This is a genomic window from Pseudomonas sp. FG13 (assembly GCF_057809755.1).
In genome coordinates this window covers 100,243-123,723 of the sequence record NZ_JBMDKO010000014.1, presented here as the reverse complement: position 1 = coordinate 123,723, position 23,481 = coordinate 100,243, and the positions used below count along the sequence as shown (strand labels likewise).

21 protein-coding genes and 1 pseudogene are annotated in these 23,481 nt (G+C 59.0%); 11 read left to right on the top strand and 11 right to left on the bottom strand.

Features of this window, described 5'->3' with window-relative positions:
- Positions 1-157: 157 nt before the first annotated feature.
- Positions 158-2,044 carry a ricin-type beta-trefoil lectin domain protein gene (locus tag ACODTO_RS14205; RefSeq protein WP_489106602.1) on the bottom strand — a complete coding sequence of 629 codons (1,887 nt, stop codon included), beginning with the start codon at positions 2,042-2,044 and terminating at the stop codon, positions 158-160.
- A gap of 414 nt (positions 2,045-2,458) precedes the next feature.
- Here ACODTO_RS14205 and ACODTO_RS14200 point away from each other — a divergent pair, with 414 nt between their 5' ends.
- The 4 genes from ACODTO_RS14200 to ACODTO_RS14185 all read left to right on the top strand — a co-directional run bounded on the left by ACODTO_RS14200 (position 2,459) and on the right by ACODTO_RS14185 (position 5,482).
- Entirely contained in the window at positions 2,459-3,466 is a 1,008-nt protein-coding gene (locus ACODTO_RS14200) for a methionine ABC transporter ATP-binding protein (RefSeq protein WP_139641440.1), read from the top strand.
- A complete protein-coding gene (locus tag ACODTO_RS14195) occupies positions 3,466-4,140 on the top strand; it encodes a methionine ABC transporter permease (protein WP_139641438.1) in 675 nt (224 codons plus the stop codon). The genes ACODTO_RS14200 and ACODTO_RS14195 overlap by 1 nt, the downstream gene beginning before the upstream one ends.
- A 78-nt stretch (positions 4,141-4,218) precedes the next feature.
- The gene (locus ACODTO_RS14190; protein WP_489106601.1) at positions 4,219-4,989 is read left to right on the top strand and encodes a MetQ/NlpA family ABC transporter substrate-binding protein; all 771 of its coding nucleotides are present in this window, start codon (positions 4,219-4,221) and stop codon (positions 4,987-4,989) included.
- Between the two features lie 118 nt (positions 4,990-5,107).
- Complete coding sequence (locus tag ACODTO_RS14185; RefSeq protein WP_081993370.1) at positions 5,108-5,482, top strand: lysozyme inhibitor LprI family protein; 375 nt, start codon at positions 5,108-5,110, stop codon at positions 5,480-5,482.
- A 105-nt stretch (positions 5,483-5,587) separates the two neighbouring features.
- Here ACODTO_RS14185 and ACODTO_RS14180 read toward each other — a convergent pair whose 3' ends face one another.
- On the bottom strand, positions 5,588-6,286 hold the full coding sequence (locus ACODTO_RS14180) for a glutathione S-transferase (RefSeq protein ID WP_139641434.1): 699 nt from the start codon (positions 6,284-6,286) through the stop codon (positions 5,588-5,590).
- 149 nt (positions 6,287-6,435) lie between these two features.
- Between ACODTO_RS14180 and ACODTO_RS14175 the strand changes: the two genes are divergently transcribed.
- Both ACODTO_RS14175 and ACODTO_RS14170 read left to right on the top strand, forming a co-directional pair.
- The gene (locus ACODTO_RS14175; RefSeq protein WP_139641433.1) at positions 6,436-6,999 is read left to right on the top strand and encodes a TetR/AcrR family transcriptional regulator; all 564 of its coding nucleotides are present in this window, start codon (positions 6,436-6,438) and stop codon (positions 6,997-6,999) included.
- 200 nt (positions 7,000-7,199) lie between these two features.
- Entirely contained in the window at positions 7,200-8,327 is a 1,128-nt protein-coding gene (locus ACODTO_RS14170) for a GGDEF domain-containing protein (protein WP_489106606.1), read from the top strand.
- A 66-nt stretch (positions 8,328-8,393) separates the two neighbouring features.
- Here ACODTO_RS14170 and ACODTO_RS14165 read toward each other — a convergent pair whose 3' ends face one another.
- From ACODTO_RS14165 to tag, 5 genes are all read right to left on the bottom strand, one after another.
- Positions 8,394-8,564 carry a hypothetical protein gene (locus ACODTO_RS14165; protein WP_176562970.1) on the bottom strand — a complete coding sequence of 57 codons (171 nt, stop codon included), beginning with the start codon at positions 8,562-8,564 and terminating at the stop codon, positions 8,394-8,396.
- 28 nt (positions 8,565-8,592) lie between these two features.
- The gene (locus ACODTO_RS14160) at positions 8,593-9,381 is read right to left on the bottom strand and encodes an SDR family NAD(P)-dependent oxidoreductase (RefSeq protein WP_139641431.1); all 789 of its coding nucleotides are present in this window, start codon (positions 9,379-9,381) and stop codon (positions 8,593-8,595) included.
- Positions 9,382-9,547: 166 nt separating this feature from the next.
- Positions 9,548-9,904 carry a DUF6124 family protein gene (locus ACODTO_RS14155; protein WP_489106600.1) on the bottom strand — a complete coding sequence of 119 codons (357 nt, stop codon included), beginning with the start codon at positions 9,902-9,904 and terminating at the stop codon, positions 9,548-9,550.
- Positions 9,905-10,637: 733 nt separating this feature from the next.
- Complete coding sequence (locus ACODTO_RS14150) at positions 10,638-11,525, bottom strand: lysophospholipid acyltransferase (RefSeq protein WP_024777765.1); 888 nt, start codon at positions 11,523-11,525, stop codon at positions 10,638-10,640.
- 42 nt (positions 11,526-11,567) lie between these two features.
- Complete coding sequence (tag, locus tag ACODTO_RS14145; protein WP_139641429.1) at positions 11,568-12,125, bottom strand: DNA-3-methyladenine glycosylase I; 558 nt, start codon at positions 12,123-12,125, stop codon at positions 11,568-11,570.
- 81 nt (positions 12,126-12,206) lie between these two features.
- On the opposite strand from tag, the gene glyQ reads away from it, so the two are divergent.
- The 4 genes from glyQ (at position 12,207) to ACODTO_RS14125 (ending at position 16,608) form a co-directional block, all read left to right on the top strand.
- Positions 12,207-13,160 carry a glycine--tRNA ligase subunit alpha gene (gene glyQ / locus ACODTO_RS14140; RefSeq protein ID WP_024777767.1) on the top strand — a complete coding sequence of 318 codons (954 nt, stop codon included), beginning with the start codon at positions 12,207-12,209 and terminating at the stop codon, positions 13,158-13,160.
- Positions 13,157-15,211, top strand: a complete 2,055-nt coding sequence (glyS, locus tag ACODTO_RS14135) for a glycine--tRNA ligase subunit beta (RefSeq protein ID WP_139641427.1) — start codon at positions 13,157-13,159, stop codon at positions 15,209-15,211. The genes glyQ and glyS overlap by 4 nt, the downstream gene beginning before the upstream one ends.
- Positions 15,212-15,214: 3 nt before the next feature.
- Complete coding sequence (gene gmhB, locus ACODTO_RS14130; protein ID WP_139641425.1) at positions 15,215-15,748, top strand: D-glycero-beta-D-manno-heptose 1,7-bisphosphate 7-phosphatase; 534 nt, start codon at positions 15,215-15,217, stop codon at positions 15,746-15,748.
- A gap of 80 nt (positions 15,749-15,828) precedes the next feature.
- Positions 15,829-16,608, top strand: a complete 780-nt coding sequence (locus ACODTO_RS14125; protein ID WP_139641423.1) for a lysophospholipid acyltransferase family protein — start codon at positions 15,829-15,831, stop codon at positions 16,606-16,608.
- A gap of 155 nt (positions 16,609-16,763) precedes the next feature.
- Here ACODTO_RS14125 and ACODTO_RS14120 read toward each other — a convergent pair whose 3' ends face one another.
- Both ACODTO_RS14120 and ACODTO_RS14115 read right to left on the bottom strand, forming a co-directional pair.
- Complete coding sequence (locus ACODTO_RS14120) at positions 16,764-17,135, bottom strand: sensor histidine kinase (protein ID WP_489106605.1); 372 nt, start codon at positions 17,133-17,135, stop codon at positions 16,764-16,766.
- A 1,038-nt stretch (positions 17,136-18,173) separates the two neighbouring features.
- A pseudogene (locus tag ACODTO_RS14115) lies at positions 18,174-18,302 on the bottom strand (hypothetical protein); the annotation flags it as partial.
- A gap of 212 nt (positions 18,303-18,514) precedes the next feature.
- On the opposite strand from ACODTO_RS14115, the gene ACODTO_RS14110 reads away from it, so the two are divergent.
- Complete coding sequence (locus ACODTO_RS14110) at positions 18,515-19,249, top strand: response regulator transcription factor (protein ID WP_175362262.1); 735 nt, start codon at positions 18,515-18,517, stop codon at positions 19,247-19,249.
- A gap of 115 nt (positions 19,250-19,364) precedes the next feature.
- Here ACODTO_RS14110 and gabP read toward each other — a convergent pair whose 3' ends face one another.
- Together gabP and gyrB are read right to left on the bottom strand one after the other, a co-directional pair.
- On the bottom strand, positions 19,365-20,759 hold the full coding sequence (gene gabP / locus ACODTO_RS14105) for a GABA permease (protein ID WP_175385374.1): 1,395 nt from the start codon (positions 20,757-20,759) through the stop codon (positions 19,365-19,367).
- A gap of 300 nt (positions 20,760-21,059) precedes the next feature.
- Positions 21,060-23,477, bottom strand: a complete 2,418-nt coding sequence (gene gyrB / locus ACODTO_RS14100) for a DNA topoisomerase (ATP-hydrolyzing) subunit B (protein ID WP_139641414.1) — start codon at positions 23,475-23,477, stop codon at positions 21,060-21,062.
- Positions 23,478-23,481 lie beyond the last annotated feature (4 nt).

The window sequence follows — 23,481 nt, the reverse complement described above, 5'->3', positions numbered from 1 at the left end:
ACAAGCGCCGGGGCAGTAGTGCCCAGGCATTTGGGAGTGGCTTATGTAGTGACTGATGAGGGTTCGAGCCGTTCCCTCGAAACGCGCCTGGATGTTCCCCGCCGGCGCCAACCCAACGGTGATGAACCTCACCGTTGGGTTGACGGAGCTTCAGCGGTCAGATGCCATCGCGCAGGATCTCGATTCTCCACCTCTGGCGCGTATCCACGCCTTGATAGCGGTCGACCCATTCCGGGCTGATCTGAGGCGATGGGCCCAAGTGGTTGGGCATCACATCATGGATAGACGGTGCCCGTGGATAGCTCGCCCAAGGAATGTTCAGCGGGTTGAACACGTTCTTGGGCGTGTCCTGGAAGTGCATGGAGTCATCCGGAATGACTTTCAGCCGGCTGTCATCGGCATAAAGGCGCCAGTCGCGGTTGTACAACGAATGAATCCGATCCGCTTGCCACTCCCACTGCTGCCGGTTATCCAGGGCGCAGCTATCGGTGATCAGGGCGCCATCCGTTTCGCGCACGCTCAGGCATCGGTTCGACGCCCGGTTGACGTACCGATTCTCCGAATCCAGGCCCCACAGCTGATTGACGTTCGAGGCCGCACAGGACTCAAGGGAAACACCGGAGTTGGCGTTTTCAGACATGCACTTGCCGACGCCGTCGGCGGAGCGAATCAGCACGGTCATCTCGCGTGTCAGGAACGGACTGTTCAAGTCCAGCGTGTACTGCTCGGCGGCATCGTAGACATCGGTGACATGCAGGGATCTAACCTGGGTCCGATCCCACCACCACTCACGCCGATTCAAATCATAGCCGCCGCCAATGCTGACTGTTGCCGCACCGGTGTAGGTGCCGGGCAACTCCCACAAGGTATAAGACTCAAGCGACGCCGAGCGCATCATTGGCGTCATTCGCGCCTCAGTCAAAATAGGCATGCCGGCCGTGAGCCTGTCGACCAATACAGCCTTCAGCTTGGGGTCTATGGGTGCGTTCCACGTCAACTTCGAGCCGTTCTGCGCTGCGATCAACGAGTAGTCCTGGAACGCGTAGCTCATGGTCTTGGAATGTGAATAACTCAGGCCGAAATTCACGTTGAACGGCGATTTGGCGGCATAGGTAATGTTTTCGGCTTTCGTTCCGCCAAACTCGCTACCCAATGTTCCGCCAATGGAAAATCCATTGGTTTTCGTCTCGCTGTAATTGAAATCCGTCCTCGAATCGCTGGCAGGCGCCGAATTGACCAACACCGGAACAACCTGTTCAGCGGTCAGTTGGTGAGTGAACCGGTATGCATGGGGCAAGTACGCGCCCCACAGATTTTCCCCACTGCCACCCGGTCCGGACCCACCAATGGTGATGCCGTTTTTCGTGGAACGCGTTGTCGTTGGCGACGTTTTGATGGAAACGAACTTCTTGTCCTGGCTTCGCTCTGCGCTCCTGATGACATCGATATTCACCACGGACGTCATTTCCTGGTTCGGGCTTTGAAGATTGATGTTGTAGGTCAGTTTCGGCAGGCCAATGAACTCGCCTTCCTCCCGGGGGTAGCTGCCCTGTGCCTGCAGTTCCGTGACCAGCAACAACACCGCTTCCAGGACGGCTTCATCCTGGTAACCTTCCAGGCGATAGACATTGATCTCCGAATTGCTCACCCGGTGAAACAAGGCATAGTCAAACGCGCTGGAAATTCCGAATATGCCACTTACTGTTTTCGCCAGTTCCGTCGTCTGGTAGCCCATTTTCAACAGCACCGGTTTCCCCGAGCGGAAAATCGCCGTTGCTTTCTCGATGGCGGCTTCATCGTCCTTTACTGCGGCGATGTCCAGATAGGCCAGGGAAGAAAATTTGTCGTCGGCAAGTCGCTCCTTGAATTCTTCCTCAGGCATTGCCGCGACTGACAAGGCCTGGTACCGAGGTAGCGCGACATGCGCGTCGGGAAGTTCACCGAAGATCATTAAAGTGTCCGAAGTCGTCGAACTTGCAGCCACTGCGTTTGCCATTACGCCCAACACAAACAGTCCTGCAAAAATAGCCTTATGTTTTTTCACATTCAATTCCTTTTAAATGTTTCCCCGCCATTGCGTGACGGGTTTTACTTCGCTGTAGTGAGCGACGGCCGGTAACTTACCAGATACTTATCCGTGGACAACTGAAAGGACTTATTCGAAATGAAACCGAGTATGTGAATATATTAAAAGCTAACTTTGAATGCTCTTGAGCAAGAAGTATTAACGGTGTTGTTACTGTCTGGGTTGGCGACGGCCGCATGGCGCCCGGTCCCCGACAGCGGCGCGCAGGGGTGCTCAACGACCGACCACCAGGCTCGCTGACCTTCGATCGCGTTATTTCCAAATGGCAGTCAGTTTGCGAAATAAATGCTAATGACCTCTATACAGACAGGCTAAAATGCGCCCCCGGCTAACCGCTGCCCCTTTTCCAACGCGCCCCACAAGGTTCGCTACGTGATCGAGTTTCAAAACGTCCATAAAACCTACCGCGTCGCCGGTAAGGATATCCCCGCTCTGCACCCGACCAGTCTGACGATCGAGAACGGTCAGGTCTTCGGCCTGATCGGCCACTCCGGTGCAGGAAAAAGTACCCTACTGCGTCTGATCAATCGCCTGGAAGACGCCAGCGGCGGCAAGATCATCGTCGACGGTGAAGAAATCACCGCCCTGGACGCCAACGGTCTGCGACGCTTCCGTCAACAGGTCGGGATGATTTTCCAGCACTTCAACCTGCTGGCCTCCAAGACCGTGGCCGACAACGTGGCCTTGCCACTGACCTTGGCGGGCGAGCTGTCCCGCAGCGACATTGACCGGCGAGTGGCCGAGTTGCTGGCCCGAGTAGGCTTGTCCGATCACGCCAGGAAATACCCGGCCCAGTTGTCCGGCGGCCAGAAGCAACGCGTCGGCATCGCCCGCGCCCTGGCGACCAAGCCCAAGATCCTGTTGTGCGACGAAGCCACCAGTGCGCTGGACCCGCAAACCACCGCATCGGTGCTGCAACTGCTGGCCGAAATCAACCGCGAGCTGAAGCTGACCATCGTGTTGATCACCCATGAAATGGACGTGATCCGCCGGGTCTGCGATGAAGTGGCGGTGATGGACGCCGGCGTCATCGTCGAGCAAGGTCCGGTGGCCGACGTGTTCCTGCATCCCAAGCACCCGACCACCAAGCGTTTCGTCCAGGAAGACGAGCAGATCGACGAGAGCGAACAGCGCGACGATTTTGCCCACGTACCTGGGCGCATCGTGCGTCTGACCTTCCAGGGCGATGCGACCTACGCCCCCTTGCTCGGCACCGTCGCCCGGGAAACCGGTGTGGACTACAGCATCCTGGCCGGCCGTATCGACCGCATCAAAGACACCCCCTACGGGCAACTGACCCTCGCCATCACCGGCGGTGACATGGAGGCGGCTTTCGCCCGCTTCACCGCGGCCGATGTCCACATGGAGGTGCTGCGCTAATGGAACTGCTGACGAATTTCTTTGTAAACATCGACTGGCTGGAAATCTGGCTGGCGACTGGCGACACCTTCCTGATGCTGTTCGGTTCGCTGTTGTTCACCGTGCTGCTCGGCTTGCCGCTGGGGGTGCTGCTGTTCCTGTGCAGCCCACGCCAGTTGCTCGAAGCCCGGGGCGTTTATGCGCTGTTATCGCTGATCGTCAACATCCTGCGCTCGCTGCCGTTCATCATTCTGTTGATCGTGATGATCCCGTTCACGGTATTGATTACCGGCACCTCGTTGGGCGTGGCCGGCGCAATTCCACCACTGGTGGTCGGCGCGACCCCGTTCTTCGCCCGCCTGGTGGAAACCGCCCTGCGCGAAGTCGACCGCGGCATCATCGAAGCGACCCAGGCCATGGGCGCAACCACCCGGCAGATCATCGTCAACGCCTTGCTGCCGGAAGCCCGTCCGGGCATCTTTGCAGCGATTACGGTGACAGCGATTACGCTGGTGTCCTACACGGCCATGGCCGGTGTGGTGGGCGCCGGTGGCTTGGGTGACCTGGCGATCCGGTTCGGTTACCAGCGTTTCCAGACCGATGTCATGGTGGTCACGGTGGTATTGCTGCTGGTACTGGTCCAGGTCCTGCAAACCGTAGGCGACAAGCTGGTTGTGCATTTCTCTAGAAAATAAGGCCTCGAGCCCATAAACCATGAGCCAGCCATTCGCTGGCAGGCGCCAAGAGCGGGCGCCCCACAAGGAGTTAGCTGAATGAAGAAGTTACTGGTTGCCTTCGCTGCCGCCGCAGCATTTTCCGCCCACGCCGATACCCTGACCGTTGCGGCAACGCCGGTGCCCCACGCGGAAATCCTCGAATTCGTCAAACCGGCATTGGCCAAAGAAGGCGTGGACCTCAAGGTCAAGGTCTTCACCGACTACATCCAGCCGAACGTACAGGTCGCCGAGAAGCGCCTGGACGCCAACTTCTTCCAGCACCAGCCGTACCTGGATGAGTTCAACAAGGCCAAGGGCACGCACCTGGTAAGCGTGACGGGTGTGCACCTGGAACCCCTGGGCGCGTATTCCAATAAGTACAAGAAGCTCGAAGAACTGCCAGGCGGCGCCAACGTGGTGATCCCGAACGACGCCACCAACGGCGGCCGTGCGCTGTTGCTGCTGGCGAAGGCCGGGGTGATCAAGCTGAAGGATCCGGCCAACATCCTGTCGACCACCAAGGACATCACCGAGAACACGAAGGACCTGAAATTCCGCGAGCTGGAAGCGGCGACCATTCCCCGCGTTCTGACTCAGGTCGACCTGGCGCTGATCAATACCAACTACGCGCTGGAAGCCAAGCTGGATCCGTCCAAGGATGCGCTGGTGATCGAAGGCAGCGACTCGCCTTACGTGAACATTCTGGTAGCCCGTGAGGATGACAAGGACAGCGAGGCGATGAAGAAGCTGGCGGCTGCGTTGCATAGCCCGGAAGTGAAGGCGTTCATTCTGGAGAAGTACAAAGGCGCGGTGTTGCCGGCGTTCTGATCTGATCGGTGATGAAAAAACGGGGCTGCGTGGGAATGCAGGCCCGTTTTTTTTGCACTCATGATAAATTCCACGCCACGACCTCTAATGAATAGAGGGCATTCAGGGAGAGAAGTAAGTGATCAAGTCTTTGTTGGTTGGGGCACTGCTGGCAATGGCATCCGCATCGGCATCCGCGATGAGTTGCGATAACCCTAGAAACGCCTATGACAGAACCTATTGCGCGTCGTTGAAAATGGTTCAGTCGGATCAGGAAATCAATGATCAATACAAGAAGACGATGAGTGCTCTGAACCCGGATCAAAAGAAAAAGGTGAAAGCCGCTCAGATCCAGTGGATCAAGATTCGTGACAACGCCTGCTCCAACGATGGCCTGCTCTACCTGGACTGTGCCAATGAGAAGACCGAAGCGCGTATCGTCATACTCAAGGCTGTCGAGCGCGAGTGCCGTGCTGCCGGTTGCGACGACGCCAAGCTGTCGCAAGTCGAGTAAGCCGTAAACCACGAGCACATCGGGCTTGCAGTCGTACCCAAAGAAAAACCCGACGTAAAGCGTCGGGTTTTTCTTTGGCGGTTCACCTGCTATCACGGCTCAACGCTACACAGCGCCACGCTCGACCATGGCACGCCATGCCTGGACGCTGGAGCGCTCCTGCATCCTGGCGTGCCATGCTCGAAGCGCCAGGCACTCTTCAGGCACCGGGAGCTGCACCAGCGAGGCGAAGATCATGCCGCCCAGTACCGCAATATCGGCCATCGAAAACTTATCGCCCGCCACGAAGGGCTGGTCTTTGAGAAGGTTGTCGAAATAGCGCATGCCCCGGATCGCCTTGTCACGCATCCGGCCGCCCCATTCAGCATTCTGGTATAGCTCGACCTCTGGGCCGAGGCCCGGCGTGGCATGGTGGAAGTACGTGCTGACGGCATCGAGAAACTCGATTTCGGCACGCTTGGTCATCATATGGATGATGCCTTTTTCAACAGGCGTTTCGCCCGTCAACGTCGGATGGCCGTCCAGGCTATCCAGGTATTGGGTAATCGCCGTGCACTCTGCGATCCGCGTCCCATCGCTCAATTCCAGCACGGGCAGTGTCCCGGAGTAATTGATGGCCAGGAACTCAGGGTTCTTGTGCTCGCCCGTCCAGAGATTGACCGACACAAACTCGACGTTTGGCAGCAAGCCCTTTTCCGCCAGTGCGATGCGCACTCGGGCGGGATAAGGGCCATTGAACCAATCGTAGATTTTCAGCTTGGAAGTCGTTGGCGATGCGTCACTGCGTTGCTGTGGAAAAGTCATGATTTATTCCCTGCCTGTCAGTTGGTAGGTAAAGACTGAACCGAACTTTCGACGTCGTCAATCCCCTACCTGACAATTGGCAGGTAAGCGGATCTGCGCGTAGAATCCCTCGCATCTGACGAACTTGAATCTCGATGCGAGGTGGCAACGTGAACGAAAATGCTCGAGAAGCCATATTGGCGGCGGCCAAATCCGCCGCCCAGCTACACGGTTACAGCGGTATCAATTTCCGCAGCATTGCCGAAGAAGTCGGCATCAAGAATGCGAGCATCTACTACCACTTCCCCAGCAAGGCCGGCCTGGGCGCTGCGGTCGCTGAACGCTACTGGCAGGATGTGCAGCGGGCGCTTGAAGAAATCCGCGCCACCAATGTCGATCCGAAACGGTGCCTGCAGCTCTACCCCTCCATTTTTCGCACGTCTCTTCAGAACGGTAACAGGCTCTGCCTGTCCAGCTTCATGGCAGCCGAATCCGAGGACCTGCCCGAAGAAGTGATGCGAGAGGTCAAGGCGTTTGCGGACGTTAACGTGAAGTGGCTGGCCCAGGTACTGGCCGATCTCGGGGCAGGCGACACGCCAACCTGTGAGCGTCGAGCCCTTGCCATTTACACCGCGGTTGCTGGCGCTCAGTTAATTGCGCGAACCCGGGGGGATATCGGCCTGTTCGACGACCTGATATCGAGCTACCAGGAGTCGGGGTTGATTCCAGCCTGACTGCCGTCGCAAAAACGCTGCAGGATCAGGGCAACATTCTGCCGACCACCGAGAATGCCGAGGTTTTTGCCATGCCTAGAGTGCGTTCGAGGGCAGGGTAATGCTTCAAGGGCCCTACAATGGGTGTAATTCGGTTGTTTGCGTTGCTGGCAAGGTGCCACAATCGTTTTTTTAAGTTGCGTCACGATCAGGTGGATCATATGGGTTGCCTAGGATCTCGGGATGACCAGGGTTTGTTCATCGCCGAGCAGGTGCGAACTGACCGGTTACAGCAACTTTTTCGCCAATCGGTTTCCGCGGTTTTTGGCAGTTACCTCGCGGCCATCATGCTGTCTTGGCTGTGCTGGGATCGCTTTGACCATAGCGTTATCTTCTGGTGGCTGGCCATCCTGACCGGGTCGACGTTGTTGCGCGTCTCGTTGTTCATTGCCTATGTTCGCAGCGACGAAAGCAAACGCACGCCTCAGCACTGGGAGCGCAAATACTGGATCACCCTCGTGCTGTCCGCCAGCATCTGGGGGGGAGGCGCATTGGCGGTCATGCCGCCAGACGATCTCTTGGTGCAGGCATTGGTCATGCTCTTTACGGTCGGCATGTCCGTCAGCGCGGTGTCCTGCTATTCGGCCTACCGCGATATGACGCTCGTCTCCATTGGCCTGGTTCTGTTGCCATGCACCGCCTGGCTGCTGTTTCAACCCTTTCCGATCCAAGTCGGCATGGCGCTTTCGATTGTGGTGTTCGCGGCATTTGCCGCCCGCGCCACACACAAAATGTCCCAGGCACTGGAAACCGCTTTCCGATTGACCCGTGAGATGGAGCAGGCGAACAGCATTTCAACCCGCGCAGCCCAAACCGATGAACTGACGGGTCTGAAAAGCCGACGGGCTTTTTTCGAACATGCCCAACGGCTCTATAACGACTGTAAAACCAATCGGCAGGGGTTGTGTGCGGTAATGCTGGACATGGACCATTTCAAGCAGATCAACGACACCTACGGCCATCAGGTTGGGGATCAGGTGTTGCGCCAGATGGGTGTGGTCATCAGCTCGTCCTTTCGTGCGACGGACATTCACGGTCGACTGGGCGGGGAAGAGTTCGCGATTTTGCTTCCGGACACTTCCATCGAGGTCGCCATCAAGATTGCAGAAGAACTGATCCAGACCATTGGCGGGTTGATGATCGAGCCGGTTCACGGAATAACGGCCAGCCTCGGCGTCGCGTCGACGGAGGCTGGGCATAAGGATCTGCATAGCTTGATGAATAACGCGGATAAGGCGCTGTATCGGGCTAAGGCGTTGGGGCGCAATCAGGTGGCAGTGGCGCAGTAGGGGTGGATTTGCCCGGTGCAGGAACCAGAAAACCGCCTATTTGGCGATTTTTTATGTGAACAGAGTTCAGGATTTAGCGCCAGCCATTCGGCCAATAGGCTCAAGCTCCTTGCCTTTGGCGAGGCTAACCGACAAGAACTGACGCTCAATACTCGTCGCACAACCAGCCAGACGGCGGGCTTCGGCTTCGTACTGAGCAGCAAGCAACGGCTTTGGAGTGCGCTTAGAAGTCTTCATGGAAACCTCGGCAATAGAACTGGAGCTGCTAAACGATGCTATCCACCACACCCCCATCAACACGCAGCGCCGCCCCCGTGGTCGCCGAGGCCTGTTCCGAGCTGGCATAGATGATCATGTTGGCAACTTCCTCGACCCGCGCCGCGCGCTGGATGATCGAGGTACTGCGGTGCTCATTGACGAAATCCGCCGCCACCTTTTCCAGGCTTTCCCCAGTGCGCTCGACATCGGCCTGGAGCATTTGGGCAACCCCTTCGGACAACGTCGGCCCGGGCAGCACCGAGTTCACCGTAACGCCCGTGCCAGCGAGGCGCTTGGCAAGGCCGCGTGCAATGGAGAGTTGGGCGGTCTTGGTGAAACCGTAGTGGATCATGTCGGCAGGAATATTCACGCCGGATTCCGACGAGACAAACACAATCCGCCCCCAACCACGCTCGACCATGCCCTGCGCATAGGCCCTGGAAACACGCACGCCGGACATCACGTTGGTTTCGAAGAAGCGCTGCCATTCGCTGTCCGGCGTGTCGAAGAAATCTTCCAGCTTGAAGATGCCCAGGTTGTTGATGACCACATCGAAACGCGGGTACTTGGCGACCAATGCCTGGCAGCCTGACGCGTTGCTGAGGTCGCCCACAAAGCCTTCGGCTTTGGAGGCAAGCTCGCCCAAGCGCTGCAACGCGTCCTGCACGCTGCTCTCGCTGCGTCCGTTGAGGACCACATTGGCGCCGGCTTCGAGGAAGCCTTTGGCGGTGGCAAAACCGATGCCGCTGGTGGAGCCGGTGACTAAAACGTAACGGCCGGTGAAGTCGATTTTCATGGGAGGGACTCCTTGAGTAATGGACCAGGGGGCTGTGCGATGTTTGGCGAGACGATATTTACGAGTTCTTCGTACAACGATTGAAGATAGCGACAATCCAGTAAAACGAAGCAAACCCGACAAGCGGTGTCGGGTTTGCTTCGTTGATTGAGCGAATGTCTACCTGCTAGCGCGACTCAACGTTATCCAGCACCCGATTTGCCATCAACGAACCCAGCTCGATCAGTTGCTGAATACCGAGTGCCACATGACGGCGTGAACCTTCCAGTTCGAAGGCGAGGTCGTTGACCATGGCGTCAGCCGAGGCCAGGGTTTCGGTGAGGTTGGCGAGCAGGGATTCGTTGTCGATGTCTTTTACGATTGTGAATATCTGGCCCGGCTGGGGATCGTCGGGTTTCGTCTCTTTGGGTGAGAGATAGAAATCCAGGGCGCGCTCCGCGGCTTCATTGAGCTTTTTGGTCCTGGATTTTGTGCGCGGGGAGGCTTGCTCCGTTTCCGGAGGGTTTGGAGTTACTTTGAACATAAGCTGGAATCCTCAGTGAGGCCGCGACCTCTTCCCTACTAAAAGAAGGGTGGCGGCTGTACGCAGGTTAGTAGACCGGGGATTCCAGCATTGCCGGCGCGCCGAAGCGCCCTGCGCACAGCCACCATCAAGAACAGGGATGGAAAATACCTGCCTGAATGGAGCTCATGCATCTTGCGGGAAACCACGGGCTACTAAACCCGACCACTGATGAGCAGTGGCAGGAAGACAATAGAACCCGGAGACAGGGTGCACAAGCGGGCGGATTCTGGCGTAGTTGTAGGCAAAGGCGCAAGGATGCGTGGGTTGGGGGAAGGGTGGCCTTGGGAGAATAAACAGGCGACGGTAAGGCCTGGAATTCGCGAGCCAGGGGCTGCCTCTGCTTGGTTGGAAAGCAGGGCTGGGGCGGATCGTCTGTAGGAAGTTGGGGCTGCTATTGCGAAGCTCCCTCGCCACAGGAGGGTGGAGTCAGTTAATTCAGCGGCGGCTGTGAGGGCGCTATCGCGAGCAGGCTCGCTCCCACAGTATTTTCCGGGCGGTTCACAGACATCGCATCCATCCCAAATCCTGTGGGAGCTGAGCTTGCTCGCGATGGCGGTGGGTCTGCTTGCACGATGTTGACTGTGTCGCCGTCATCGCGAGCAAGCTCGGCTCCCACAGAGTTTCTTGGGTGCAGCAGACGCTGCATTCACCACAAATCCCAGTGGGACCGATCTTATGAAGCAACAGGCCTTCAGTACCACCGTGCCTCGCCCGGCGGGCGTTTCTTGAAGCGTTTCATGCTCCACATGTATTGGCTCGGGTACGCCCGCACGTAGCGCTCCACGACTTGGCTCATGGCGGCGCAGGCGGTTGCGGTGTCGGTGCTGTACATGGCTTCTGGCGCGGCTTCGAGGATGACTTTGTAGCCGGAGCCATCCGGCAGGCGCAGCGCGTGGAGGAAGACGCCGACGGCCTTGCCGCCGGCGAGCATGTTGGGGACGAACTTGCTGGTCAGGGCCTGGGTGGCGAAGAAGGGCACGAAGATGCCGGCGGATTCGGCCGGTTCCGGGTCGGCGGGGATACCCACCTGGCCGCCCTTGCGCACTTCCTTGATGACGCTGAGGATGCCTTCCTTGGTGGACGCCGCGACCTTGTTGCCCAGTTGTACCCGCTGCTTTTGCAGCAGTTCATCCACCGCCTTGAGCTTGGGCGGGCGGTAGAAAATGATCGGTTTGCACTGGCTGCAATAGAAGTGGTTGAGCACTTCCCAGTTGCCCAGGTGGCTGGTGATGCCCACCACGCCCTTGCCGGACGCCAGGGCTTCTTTCAATACCTCCAGGCCCTCGACTTCGCGCACCAGTTCGATGGAGCGCTGGGCCGGCCAGATCCAGGCGCAGGCGCTTTCGGTCAGGGATTTGCCGATGTCCTTCAGGCTCTGGCCCACCAAGCGTTCGCGCTCGGCCGGGTCCATCTCGGGAAAGCACTTGGCGAGGTTGATCCGCACCACGTCGCGGGAGCGGTTGGGCAGTTTCCACATGAGCCAGCCGATGGCCGACCCCACCGCTTGCACCGCCCGCCAAGGCAGCAGCGCAAATAACCGCAGAGCGCCGACCAGCAAGGCGCCTTTCAACTTATCCACAGGTCACTCCTGAATTCATGGGCGTGTTGCGAGCCGGCTATTCTAACCGCCGTTTGCCAGCTCGGCGTAGCGGTCGCAGTCCTGGGTGTGGTCCATGACCATCCCCGAGGCCTGCATGAAGGCGTAGCAAATGGTCGGCCCGACGAAGGTGAAGCCGGCCTTTTTCAGGCCCTTGCTCATCTGCACGGCTTCGGGAGTGATGGCCGGCACTTCGGTGCGGTCCTTGAAATGGTTGATAAGGGGCCTGTCGCCGACGAACGACCAGAGGAACGCCACCGGGTCTTCCAGGGCCAGCCAGGCCTGGGCGTTGCGGCGCGCAGCCTTGAGCTTGAGGCGGTTGCGGATGATGCCGGGGTCCTGCATCAGGTCCTCGATTTCGGCATCGCTCATCTGCGCCACCCGCTGTACGTCGAAGTTGTACAACACCTCGCGGTAACGGGCGCGTTTGCGCAGCACGGTGATCCAGGACAGCCCGGCCTGGAACCCTTCGAGCAAAAGCAACTCGAACAAACCCTGCGCATCGCGCAGCGGCGTCCCCCACTCCTGATCGTGATAGGCCATGTACAGCGGATCTTCGGAACACCAAAAGCAGCGTGGCATAAGGCTCCAGGGGGCGTGCGCACGAACGAATCGGGTATACTCCCGCTCTTTAAATCGCAGCCCAAGAAACAGGTGAATTTCGTGAGCCAGCCTACGCCAGCCGTGCGTACCTTCCAAGACTTGATCCTCGCCCTCCAGCAATACTGGGCCGAGCAAGGTTGCGTGGTACTTCAGCCCTACGATATGGAAGTAGGCGCCGGCACTTTCCACACTGCCACGTTTCTGCGTGCCATCGGCCCGGAAACCTGGAACGCCGCCTACGTGCAGCCCAGCCGCCGCCCGACTGACGGCCGCTACGGCGAAAACCCGAACCGTCTGCAGCACTACTACCAGTTCCAGGTGGTCCTGAAGCCGAACCCGGAAAACTTCCAGGAACTGTACCTGGGCTCCCTCAAGCGCGTGGGCCTCGACCCGCTGGTGCATGACATCCGTTTCGTCGAAGACAACTGGGAATCGCCGACCCTGGGCGCCTGGGGCCTGGGCTGGGAAGTCTGGCTCAACGGCATGGAAGTGACTCAGTTCACTTACTTCCAGCAGGCCGGCGGCATCGAGTGCTACCCGGTCACCGGCGAGATCACCTACGGCCTGGAACGCCTGGCCATGTACCTGCAAGGCGTGGATTCGGTCTACGACCTGGTATGGGCCGACGGCCCGTTCGGCAAAGTGACTTATGGCGACGTGTTCCACCAGAACGAAGTGGAACAGTCGACCTACAACTTCGAACACGCCAACGTCGACAAACTGTTCGAACTGTTCGATTTCTATGAAAGCGAAGCCAAGCGCCTGATCGAATTGGACCAGCCGCTGCCGTTGCCGAGCTATGAAATGGTGTTGAAGGCTTCCCATACCTTCAACCTGCTGGACGCACGTCGGGCGATTTCCGTGACGGCGCGCCAGCAATACATCCTGCGTGTACGCACCCTGGCGCGTTCCGTCGCGCAAGCCTACCTGATGGCCCGTGCCAAGCTGGGCTTCCCGATGGCGACCCCGGACCTGCGTGATGAAGTGTTGGCTAAGCTGGAGGCTGCACAATGAGTGCTCAAGATTTTCTGGTTGAACTGGGCACCGAGGAACTGCCACCCAAAGCCCTGAATACCCTGGCCGATGCGTTCCTGGCCGGTATCGAAAAAGGCCTGCAAACTGCCGGCCTGAACTTCGAAACCAAGCACGTCTACGCCGCGCCGCGCCGCCTGGCCGTGTTGATCACCGGCCTGGCGACCCAGCAGCCGGACCGCAGCATCAACCTCGACGGCCCGCCACGCCAGGCCGCGTTCGACGCCGATGGCAATCCGACCCAGGCTGCCCTGGGCTTCGCCAAGAAGTGTGGCGTGGACCTGAGCGAAATCGACCAGAGCGGCCCGAAGCTGCGCTATAGCCAGAGCATCAAGGGCAAGCCGACTGCCAGCCTGCTGCCGACCATCGTCGAAGACTCCCTCAATGACTTGCCGATTCCCAAGCGCATGCGCTGGGCCGCGCGCAAGGAAGAGTTCGTCCGTCCGACCCAATGGCTGGTCATGCTGCTCGGCGACCAGGTCATTGACTGCACGATCCTGGCCCAGAAGGCCGGTCGCGATTCTCGCGGTCACCGCTTCCATCATCCGGAAAGCGTACGCATCACCTCGCCGGCCAACTACCTGGCCGACCTGCGTGCCGCCTACGTGCTGGCCGATGCCAACGAGCGCCGCGAGCTGATCAGCAAGCGCACCGAAGAGCTGGCCACCCGCCAGGAAGGCACCGCCATCGTGCCACCAAGCCTGCTGGACGAAGTGACCGCGCTGGTGGAATGGCCGGTGCCGCTGGTGTGCTCGTTCGAGGAACGTTTCCTTGAAGTGCCGCAGGAAGCGCTGATCACCACCATGCAGGACAACCAGAAGTATTTCTGCCTGCTGGACGCCGACGGCAAGTTGCTGCCGCGCTTCATCACGGTTGCCAACATCGAAAGCAAGGACCCGCAGCAGATCATCGCCGGTAACGAAAAAGTCGTTCGCCCGCGCCTGACCGACGCCGAATTCTTCTTCAAGCAAGACAAGAAGCAACCGCTGGAAAGCTTCAACGAACGCCTGAAAAATGTGGTGTTCCAGGAAAAACTCGGCAGCGTCTACGACAAGGCCGAGCGCGTTTCGAAGTTGGCGGCCTTCATTGCCCCACGCATCGGCGGCGACGCCCAGCGCGCGGCTCGTGCCGGCATCCTGTCCAAATGCGACCTGTCCACCGAGATGGTCGGTGAGTTCCCGGAGATGCAAGGTATCGCCGGTTACTACTATGCCCTCAACGACGGTGAGCCGCAGGACGTCGCCCTGGCGCTGAACGAGCAGTACATGCCCCGCGGCGCCGGCGCCGAACTGCCGACCACCCTGACCGGTGCGGCCGTGGCCATCGCCGACAAGCTCGACACCCTGGTCGGCATCTTCGGCATCGGCATGCTGCCCACCGGCAGCAAGGACCCCTATGCCCTGCGTCGCGCGGCGCTGGGTGTGTTGCGGATCCTCATCGACAAGCAGCTGGACCTGGACCTGAACGACGCGGTGGCCTTCACCGTCAACGCGTTCGGCAGCAAGGTCAAGGCCGCCGGCCTGGCCGATGCGGTGCTGGAGTTCATCTTCGACCGCCTGCGCGCGCGTTATGAAGATGAAGGCGTCGACGTCGCCACCTACCTGTCGGTGCGCGCCCTGAAGCCGGGTTCGGCCCTGGACTTCGACCAGCGCGTGCAAGCCGTCCAGGCCTTCCGCAAACTGCCGGAAGCGGCAGCATTGGCCGCGGTGAACAAGCGTGTGTCGAACCTGTTGAGCAAGGCCGAAGGCAATATCGCGGCCACCGTCGAAGCCAAATACTTCGACAACGCCAACGAGTTCTCTCTGTATTCGGCGATCCAGCAGGCAGACCAGGCAGTACAGCCGATGGCCGCGGCACGTCAGTACAGCGAAACCCTGGCACGCTTGGCGGCACTGCGTGAACCGGTGGATGCGTTCTTCGAGGCAGTGATGGTCAATGCCGAAGACGCCAGCGTACGGGCCAACCGTTATGCACTGCTGTCGCGTCTGCGGGGTCTGTTCCTCGGCGTCGCCGACATTTCGCTGCTGGGGTAAACCTTGAAACTGCTGATTCTCGATCGGGACGGGGTGATCAATCACGACTCCGACGCTTATATCAAATCGGTGGAGGAGTGGTTGCCGCTCCCCGGCTCGATCGAAGCCATTGCGCAGTTGAGCAAGGCCGGCTGGACGGTGGCGGTTGCCACCAACCAGTCGGGCATTGCCCGCGGTTACTATGACCTCGCGGTCCTCGACGCCATGCATGAGCGCTTGCGCGCCCTGGTGGCCGAGCAGGGCGGCGAAGTCGGGCTGATCGTCTATTGCCCCCATGGGCCGGATGAAGGTTGCGATTGCCGCAAACCCAAACCGGGCATGTTGAAGGCCATTGCCGAGCATTATGCTGTGCCGCTGGCGGGCGTCTGGTTCGTCGGCGACAGCCTCGGTGACCTGGAGGCGGCCAAGGCCGTCGATTGTCAGCCAGTTTTGGTAAAAACCGGGAAAGGCGAGAAGACTCTGGGCAAGACCCTACCGGTAGGCACCCTGATTTTTGACGACCTGGCGGCGATTGCCGCTGAACTTATCCACAATTAGAGCTCCCAAGACATCCTGATCAAGGATTGTTCGGGAAGCGCTTGAACAGGCGGGCATTGCCCGCAACGGTAAATGCCGCTATGTCGATATTGCAGGCCATCAGATCTTTTCTCTTTTACCTGCTGTTGGGCACCAGTTCCTTGTTGTGGTGCTCCCTGAGTTTTTTTGTCGCGCCTTTCATGCCGTTCAAGGCGCGCTACCGCTTCATCAACGTGTACTGGTGCCGTTGCGCACTGTGGTTAAGCAAAGTGTTCCTGGGTATTCGCTATGAAGTGAAGGGCGCCGAAAACGTGCCTGAGCGGCCCTGCGTGATCCAGTCCAACCATCAGAGCACCTGGGAGACGTTCTTCCTGTCGGCCTATTTCGAGCCGCTGAGCCAGGTGCTCAAGCGTGAACTGTTATTCGTACCGTTCTTCGGCTGGGCCATGGCGATGCTGCGGCCGATTGCCATCGATCGCGACAATCCCAAGGCTGCGCTCAAGCAAGTGGCGAAGAAGGGCGACGAGCTGCTCAAGGACAACGTCTGGGTATTGATCTTCCCGGAAGGTACCCGTGTGCCGTATGGCACGGTCGGCAAGTTTTCCCGCAGCGGTTCGGCATTGGCAGTGAACGCCGATCTGCCTGTACTGCCGATTGCACACAATGCCGGCAAATTCTGGCCCAAGGCTGGCTGGATCAGGACGCCAGGGACCATCACCGTGGTCATCGGCGAGCCAATGTATGCCCAAGGCAGTGGGCCCCGCGCCATTGCCGACCTCAACGACCGGGTCCAGGCCTGGAACGAACAGACCCAGCGGGACATGGGCTCGCTCCCCCCGACCCCCACGACACCGGCGGCTACGGATCAACTCGCTGTCTGATATCTGTGGATAAGCTGTGTACCGTTTATTCGATAGACACAGCTTTTATCTTGTAACTGGTTGTTTTTAATGCATATTTCTTAAAAACATAAAACCAGTCTGAAGGTGCATAAGTTTTTTATAGCGCCTGAGCGATTCGCTGCCTGGAACCGTTTCTATAGAAGGTTGCGATCTTCCGCTTCGTCCCCCAGCAAGGGAAACCGCAAGCTGAACGTCGTACCTTCACCGACCACGCTGTGACATTCGATCTGTCCCCCATGGCGGTCCACCACGGCTTTGACCATCGACAATCCCAAGCCAATCCCATCCACGCCGTGGGCCGACGAGAACCGCCGATACTGACTGAACAGATCGGGAAGCTCATCGACACCAATGCCTTTGCCCTGGTCGCTGATTTCACAGATCAACCAACCCTCCGCGCCGCGAACCACCAACGAAATCCAGCTATCGGGCGCGCTGTACTTGATGGCATTTTCCAGCAGGTTGAACAGCGCACGGGTCAGTAGGGATTGATCCACCCTCACCATCGCTTCTTCATCATCCACGGCATGAGTCAGTTGGATGCGCTTGGCCTGGGCAATGGGTAACGCCTGGTCCAGCACATCCAGAATCAGCATGGCGAACAGGGTCGGCTGGAATTGGTACGCTTCGGATTCCGCCTTGGCCAGTTGCACGAAGCCATCGGTCAGGTCCAGGGCGCGACGAACCTGACGCTCGATCTGATCGAACAGCAGATTACTTCCTCCCGTCTGATGCCGCTGCACGTCGAGCAACGCCAGGATCGCCGAGTGGGGGGCACGCAAGTCGTGGGAGAGAAAACGCAACATCACGCTGCGCTGCTCTTCGGCTTCTCGCTCGGCGCTCAGGTCGATAAGGCTCAGCAACCAGCCAATGGGCGTATCACCGTCCACCGGCATGAGCGGGGCACGCTCCAGGCGCAGGCTGCGTTCGCGAGTGTCGCGAAACTCCACCAAGGGCAGTGTGGATAACCGGTGATGGGGTTCACGCTCCAGCGCTGGGTACCCCAGTTGCACAAGCTGTTCCAGCACATCGCCGCCTGCCAGGACATGGCCGAAAAGATCCCGGGCCTTGCGGTTACCGAGCAATATCCGGCCTTGCGGATCGCTGATCATGGTCGCGACGGGCAGGTATTCCAGGCCGTCAGCAATGAAGCGGCGGGTGTCGCGGGTCCTGCCCATGGCCTGTTCCAGGGCCATGATCTGGCCCTGCAGGCGGTCACTGCCGGTGTAGGGGGTGCGTCGGCGTTCCGGAAACACTTTCGGCTCCGCGTCCAGGCGCGCCAGCTCCCAGCCGAAATAGGCCAGCACTACGCTCAGGCGTCGCCAGTTCCAGATCAGGTAGCCAAACAGCATGCCCAATACACTCGCCAGCGGCGACCACCACCAGCCCTCTAACGCCAGCACAGCACTGATCGACAATGCCGCCGCCATGCCACCCACCATTGTCCACAGGGCCAAGTGAGGGCGCAGCAGTAAAAGTCCCAGCACGCAGGCTACCAGGCACACCGATAATACGACGCTCGATCCATGGCGAGCCGATTGGACACTGAGCGACAACAGCGCCGTCACCGGTAACAGCAGCAGACTTATCCACAACCATTCCCGCACCAACTGACGAAACAATCGCTGGGCCTGGGTGGGTTCACGGCTTTCACTGCGACGCGGATGACTCATGGATGCCCTGACCGAACATGAGAGAGGAGTGGCTTCTTGTTTGATGTGAAGCCCAAGACTATAGCGGACTCGATGGGCGGCGTGCGGTTGCCTTTCCCTCTGCGCCGTGAGCCGGTATTGTCGCAGCCTGCGACAGGGGAACGGCAATAAAAATGGCAGATTGCGTGCCCCTGATGATGTCCGTTACTTTCGAGATCAAGGAATCGCGTCCCATGCGTGTCGCCATATTGGATGACGAACCGGCCGAGCTGCGCCGGGTGGAACAGACACTGCAACAGATCCCCGGCAGGGGTGAGCAAACCTGGACCCTGCACAGTTTCGAACGTGGCGAAGACCTGTTGCGGCAACTGCGGCGGGAGACCTTCGACCTGCTGATCCTCGATTGGCAACTGCCCGATATCAGCGGCCTTTCACTGCTGCGTTGGACCCGCGAGCACATGGATGCGCCACCGGCCGCCATCATGCTCACCAGCCGGGACGGCGAACACGACATCGTCCAGGCGCTCAATGCCGGCGCCGACGATTACGTGAGCAAACCCTTCCGGCCCAACGAGCTCAAGGCCAGGGTCACCGCGGTGTTGCGTCGTCATAACCTGCAACGCGCTCCGGCCAGCGACGTGCTGGTGTTCAACGACCTGGCCTTCGACGACGCCGAGCTGACCGTAACCCGAGCCGGTATCCCGATCAGCCTGACCGAACGGGAATACCGCCTGGCCCGTTGCCTGTTCGCCAACCTGGGTCGCCCACTGTCCCGGGAATATTTCTACGAGCGATTCTGGACCCACGAAGAAATGACCTCGTCCCGTCCGCTCGACACCCATATCTATCGCCTACGCAACAAGCTGGGCCTGACGGCGGACCGAGGTTGGCAGTTGTTGACGATTTATGGGTATGGGTATCGGTTGGAGAGTGTGACGGCGGGAAGCGAAACATCGGTGGCGAGCTAGGTTGATCGTTCCCACGCTCTGCGTGGGAACGCCTCAACGGACGCTCTGCGTTCGGCTCTTTGAGACGCAGAGCGTCTCTGGCTGCATTCCCACGCTGAGCGTGGGAACGATCAAATCAGCCGCGTGCCTGTACCAGGCTTCCTGTTTTTGCAATCCGGCGGCGCTGCACCAGCAATCCGGAGACCACTACCAGCAGGCTCAACAGCCCGGTCGCCAGGATCTCCACACGGTGGGCCTCCTGGAACAGCATGATGGTCAGGGCCGCGACGATGAAAATGATCACCGCGTAGGTCAAGCCTGGGAACAACCACATGCTGAAGGCGATTTTTTCCCCACGGGCCATGCGTTGCTTGCGCATGCGCAGTTGCGAGAACGCGATCACCAGATACACCAGCAGTGCGATGGCGCCGGAGCTGGCCAGCAGGAACTCGAACACCGCCGCCGGGGCCACGTAGTTGGCAAACACCGCCAGGAACGCCGCAGCGGTCGAAAGCATCACCGCCCAGTAAGGCGTGCCGCTCTTGTTGGTGCGCTGGGCAACGGCCGGTGCATCACCGCGCTTGCCCAACGAAAACATCATGCGCGACGCCGTGTAGAGCGCCGAGTTCAAGCAACTGGTCACCGCCACCAGCACCACGATATCGACGATCAGCTTGGCGTTGGGAATGCCCATGCGTTCCAGCACAGTCTGGTAAGAGCCCACGCTGGCGAGCAGCGGGTCATTCCATGGCACCAGGGATACGACCATGAAAATCGACACAAGATAGAACAAGCCGATCCGCCAGATAACCGAATTGGTGGCCTTGGAAATCTGTTGCCCAGGGTTCTTCGATTCGGCCGCCGCAATGGTCACGATCTCAGTACCCATGAACGAAAACATGGTGGTCAGGATCGCGCCCAACACTGCGCCCATACCGTTTGGCAGGAAGCCTTGGGTGTCGAACAAGTGCGAAACACCGCTGACTTGGCTGTTGGGCAAAAGACCGAAGATCGCCAATGTGCCCAGGACAACGAAGCCAATGATCGCTATGACCTTGACCAGGGCAAACCAGAACTCGAACTCTCCGTAGTTCTTCACACTGAACAGGTTGGTGATCGTCAGCAGCAACGTGATGACCAGAGTGAACACCCAGATGGCCACATTTGGGAACCAGGCGTGCAGGATGGTTGCAGCAGCGTTGGCCTCCAGGGGAATCACCAGCACCCAGAACCACCAGTAGAGCCAACCGATGGTGAAGCCAGCCCAATGACCAATCGCTCGATCAGCGTAAGTCGAAAACGAACCGGTGTCCGGCGAAGCCACCGCCATTTCACCCAGCATCCGCATCACCAACACCACCAATGCACCGGCGGCGGCGTAGGCCAACAGCACGGCCGGACCGGCCGCAGCGATAGCATGACCGGAGCCTACGAAAAGCCCGGCACCAATCACGCCGGCGATGGAGAGCATCGTCACATGCCGGGGTTTGAGCCCTTGCTCCAGATTGTTGGAAGTTTGCGTACCACTCATTGAGACTACCCTTGGTCTTGAATTTATTCGTACCGCCTCGTACCACCGCCTCTTTGTAAATTTAAAGAAACGATGTGTTGTTTATTTAACACGCAAGTTTTACGCCAGAAAACCTGAGAACCCGTGGTGCCGGGGGTCTAGGCCGATATGCAAGGGACTGAGAATGAAGGATTTGTTCCGAAGTGTTACCGGGTTACCCGATTTTCGACCGCACGGTCTGCCATGGAATCGCTGCTTTCAGGCGTAAAAAAAAGCCAACGCATGAGCGTTGGCTTTTTTTGTAGCAGCACTGCCGCAGGATCAGAAATCCAGGTTAGACACTGCCAGTGCGTTGCTCTCGATGAAGTCACGACGAGGCTCGACCGCATCACCCATCAGGGTGTTGAAGATCTGGTCCGCGCCAATGGCGTCTTCGATGGTCACTTTCAGCATCCGGCGCGAGCCCGGGTCCATGGTGGTTTCCCACAACTGATCCGGGTTCATCTCACCCAACCCTTTGTATCGCTGGATAGTGTGGCGCTTGGTGCTTTCAGCCATCAGCCATTCAAGGGCTTCCTTGAACTCGGTGACGGCTTTCTTGCGCTCGCCACGCTGGATGTAGGCGCCTTCATCCAGCAGCGTGCTCAGTTGCGCGCCGAGGGATACAACAGTCTTGTAGTCGTTGCTGCTGAAGAAGTCGCGGTTGAAGGTGACGTAGTTCGACAGACCGTGGGAGATCAGTTCGACCTCCGGCAGCCAGACGTTACGCTCGCGGTCTTCACGCAGGCTGGCTTTGTAGACCAGGCCGGACTTCTCGACGGTGCGCAGGCGGACTTCGTACTGGGCCAGCCAATCCTGCATCGCTGCGTGATCGGACAGTTGCTCCATGCTGACGGCAGGCAGATAGATGAAGTGCTCGGTCAGTTCCTGTGGGTACAGGCGGGACAGGCGCTTGAGGGTTTTCATCACCAGGCGGAAGTCGTTGACCAGGCGCTCGAGAGCCTCACCGGAAATGCCCGGGGCGTCTTCGTTCAGGTGCAGGCTCGCATCCTCCAGGGCCGACTGCGTCATGTACTCTTCCATGGCGTCGTCGTCTTTGATGTATTGCTCCTGCTTGCCTTTCTTGACCTTGTACAGCGGCGGCTGGGCGATATAGATGTAGCCGCGCTCGATCAGCTCCGGCAACTGACGGAAGAAGAACGTCAGCAGCAGGGTACGGATGTGCGAACCGTCGACGTCGGCGTCGGTCATGATGATGATGTTGTGATAGCGCAGCTTGTCGATGTTGTACTCTTCGCGGCCGATGCCACAGCCCAGCGCGGTGATGAGCGTGCCGACTTCCTGCGAGGAGATCATCTTGTCGAAGCGCGCCTTCTCGACGTTCAGGATCTTGCCCTTGAGGGGCAGGATGGCCTGGGTCCGGCGGTTGCGTCCCTGCTTGGCGGAGCCGCCAGCAGAGTCACCTTCCACGAGGTACAGTTCGGACAGGGCAGGGTCCTTTTCCTGGCAGTCAGCCAGTTTGCCCGGCAGGCCGGCGATGTCCAGGGCACCTTTGCGGCGGGTCATCTCACGGGCCTTGCGCGCCGCTTCACGGGCACGCGCGGCGTCGATCATCTTGCCGACCACCAATTTGGCTTCGTTCGGGTTTTCCAACAGGAAGTCGGAGAAGTACTTGCCCATTTCCTGCTCGACCGCGGTCTTCACTTCGGAAGACACCAGCTTGTCCTTGGTCTGGGAGCTGAACTTCGGATCCGGCACTTTCACCGAAATGATCGCCGTCAGGCCTTCGCGGGCATCGTCACCGGTGGTGGCGACTTTGTGCTTCTTCGCCAGGCCTTCCTGTTCGATGTAGTTGTTCAGGTTACGCGTCAACGCCGAACGGAAACCCACCAGGTGGGTGCCGCCATCGCGCTGCGGGATGTTGTTGGTGAAGCACAACAGGTTCTCGTTGAAGCTGTCGTTCCACTGCAGGGCGATTTCCACGCCGATGCCGTCCTCGCGCTGGATGTTGAAGTGGAACACCTGGTTGACCGCAGTCTTGTTGGTGTTCAGGTATTCAACGAATGCACGCAGGCCACCTTCGTACTTGAACAGCTCTTCCTTGCCGCTGCGCTCGTCCTTGAGGACGATGCCGACACCGGAGTTGAGGAAGGACAGCTCACGAATCCGCTTGGCCAGGATGTCCCAACTGAAGTGGATGTTCTTGAAGGTTTCGCTGGAAGCCTTGAAGTGGATCTGGGTACCGGTGGTTTCGCTGTCGCCAACGATGGCCATCGGTGCCTGGGGTACACCATGGACGTAGGTCTGTTCCCAGATTTTGCCGCTGCGGCGCACGGTGAGCACCAGCTCCTCGGACAGCGCGTTGACCACAGAGACACCTACGCCGTGCAGCCCGCCGGAAACCTTGTAGGAGTTGTCATCGAATTTACCGCCGGCGTGCAGCACGGTCATGATGACCTCGGCCGCGGAAACGCCTTCTTCCTTGTGCACGTCTACCGGGATGCCCCGACCGTTGTCACGAACGGTGATGGATTCATCCGGGTGGATGATGATGCTGATGTCGTCGCAGTAGCCAGCGAGGGCTTCGTCGATGGAGTTGTCGACCACCTCGAACACCATGTGGTGCAGACCGCTGCCATCGTCGGTGTCACCAATGTACATACCGGGACGTTTGCGTACGGCATCCAGGCCTTTCAGCACTTTAATGCTCGTTGAGTCGTACGTATTTTCTTCGCTCAATGCC

Excerpts from the sequence above, each read along its gene's own strand:
- gabP (WP_175385374.1), bottom strand. The coding sequence starts at position 20,759 with ATGAGTGGTACGCAAACTTCCAACAATCTGGAGCAAGGGCTCAAACCC.
- glyS (WP_139641427.1), top strand. The coding sequence starts at position 13,157 with ATGAGTGCTCAAGATTTTCTGGTTGAACTGGGCACCGAGGAACTGCCA.
- ACODTO_RS14165 (WP_176562970.1), bottom strand. The coding sequence starts at position 8,564 with ATGAAGACTTCTAAGCGCACTCCAAAGCCGTTGCTTGCTGCTCAGTAC.
- ACODTO_RS14155 (WP_489106600.1), bottom strand. The coding sequence starts at position 9,904 with ATGTTCAAAGTAACTCCAAACCCTCCGGAAACGGAGCAAGCCTCCCCG.
- ACODTO_RS14110 (WP_175362262.1), top strand. The coding sequence starts at position 18,515 with ATGCGTGTCGCCATATTGGATGACGAACCGGCCGAGCTGCGCCGGGTG.
- ACODTO_RS14125 (WP_139641423.1), top strand. The coding sequence starts at position 15,829 with ATGTCGATATTGCAGGCCATCAGATCTTTTCTCTTTTACCTGCTGTTG.
- ACODTO_RS14170 (WP_489106606.1), top strand. The coding sequence starts at position 7,200 with ATGGGTTGCCTAGGATCTCGGGATGACCAGGGTTTGTTCATCGCCGAG.
- ACODTO_RS14160 (WP_139641431.1), bottom strand. The coding sequence starts at position 9,381 with ATGAAAATCGACTTCACCGGCCGTTACGTTTTAGTCACCGGCTCCACC.
- ACODTO_RS14180 (WP_139641434.1), bottom strand. The coding sequence starts at position 6,286 with ATGACTTTTCCACAGCAACGCAGTGACGCATCGCCAACGACTTCCAAG.
- tag (WP_139641429.1), bottom strand. The coding sequence starts at position 12,125 with ATGCCACGCTGCTTTTGGTGTTCCGAAGATCCGCTGTACATGGCCTAT.
- ACODTO_RS14120 (WP_489106605.1), bottom strand. The coding sequence starts at position 17,135 with ATGGTGAGGGTGGATCAATCCCTACTGACCCGTGCGCTGTTCAACCTG.
- ACODTO_RS14195 (WP_139641438.1), top strand. The coding sequence starts at position 3,466 with ATGGAACTGCTGACGAATTTCTTTGTAAACATCGACTGGCTGGAAATC.
- ACODTO_RS14190 (WP_489106601.1), top strand. The coding sequence starts at position 4,219 with ATGAAGAAGTTACTGGTTGCCTTCGCTGCCGCCGCAGCATTTTCCGCC.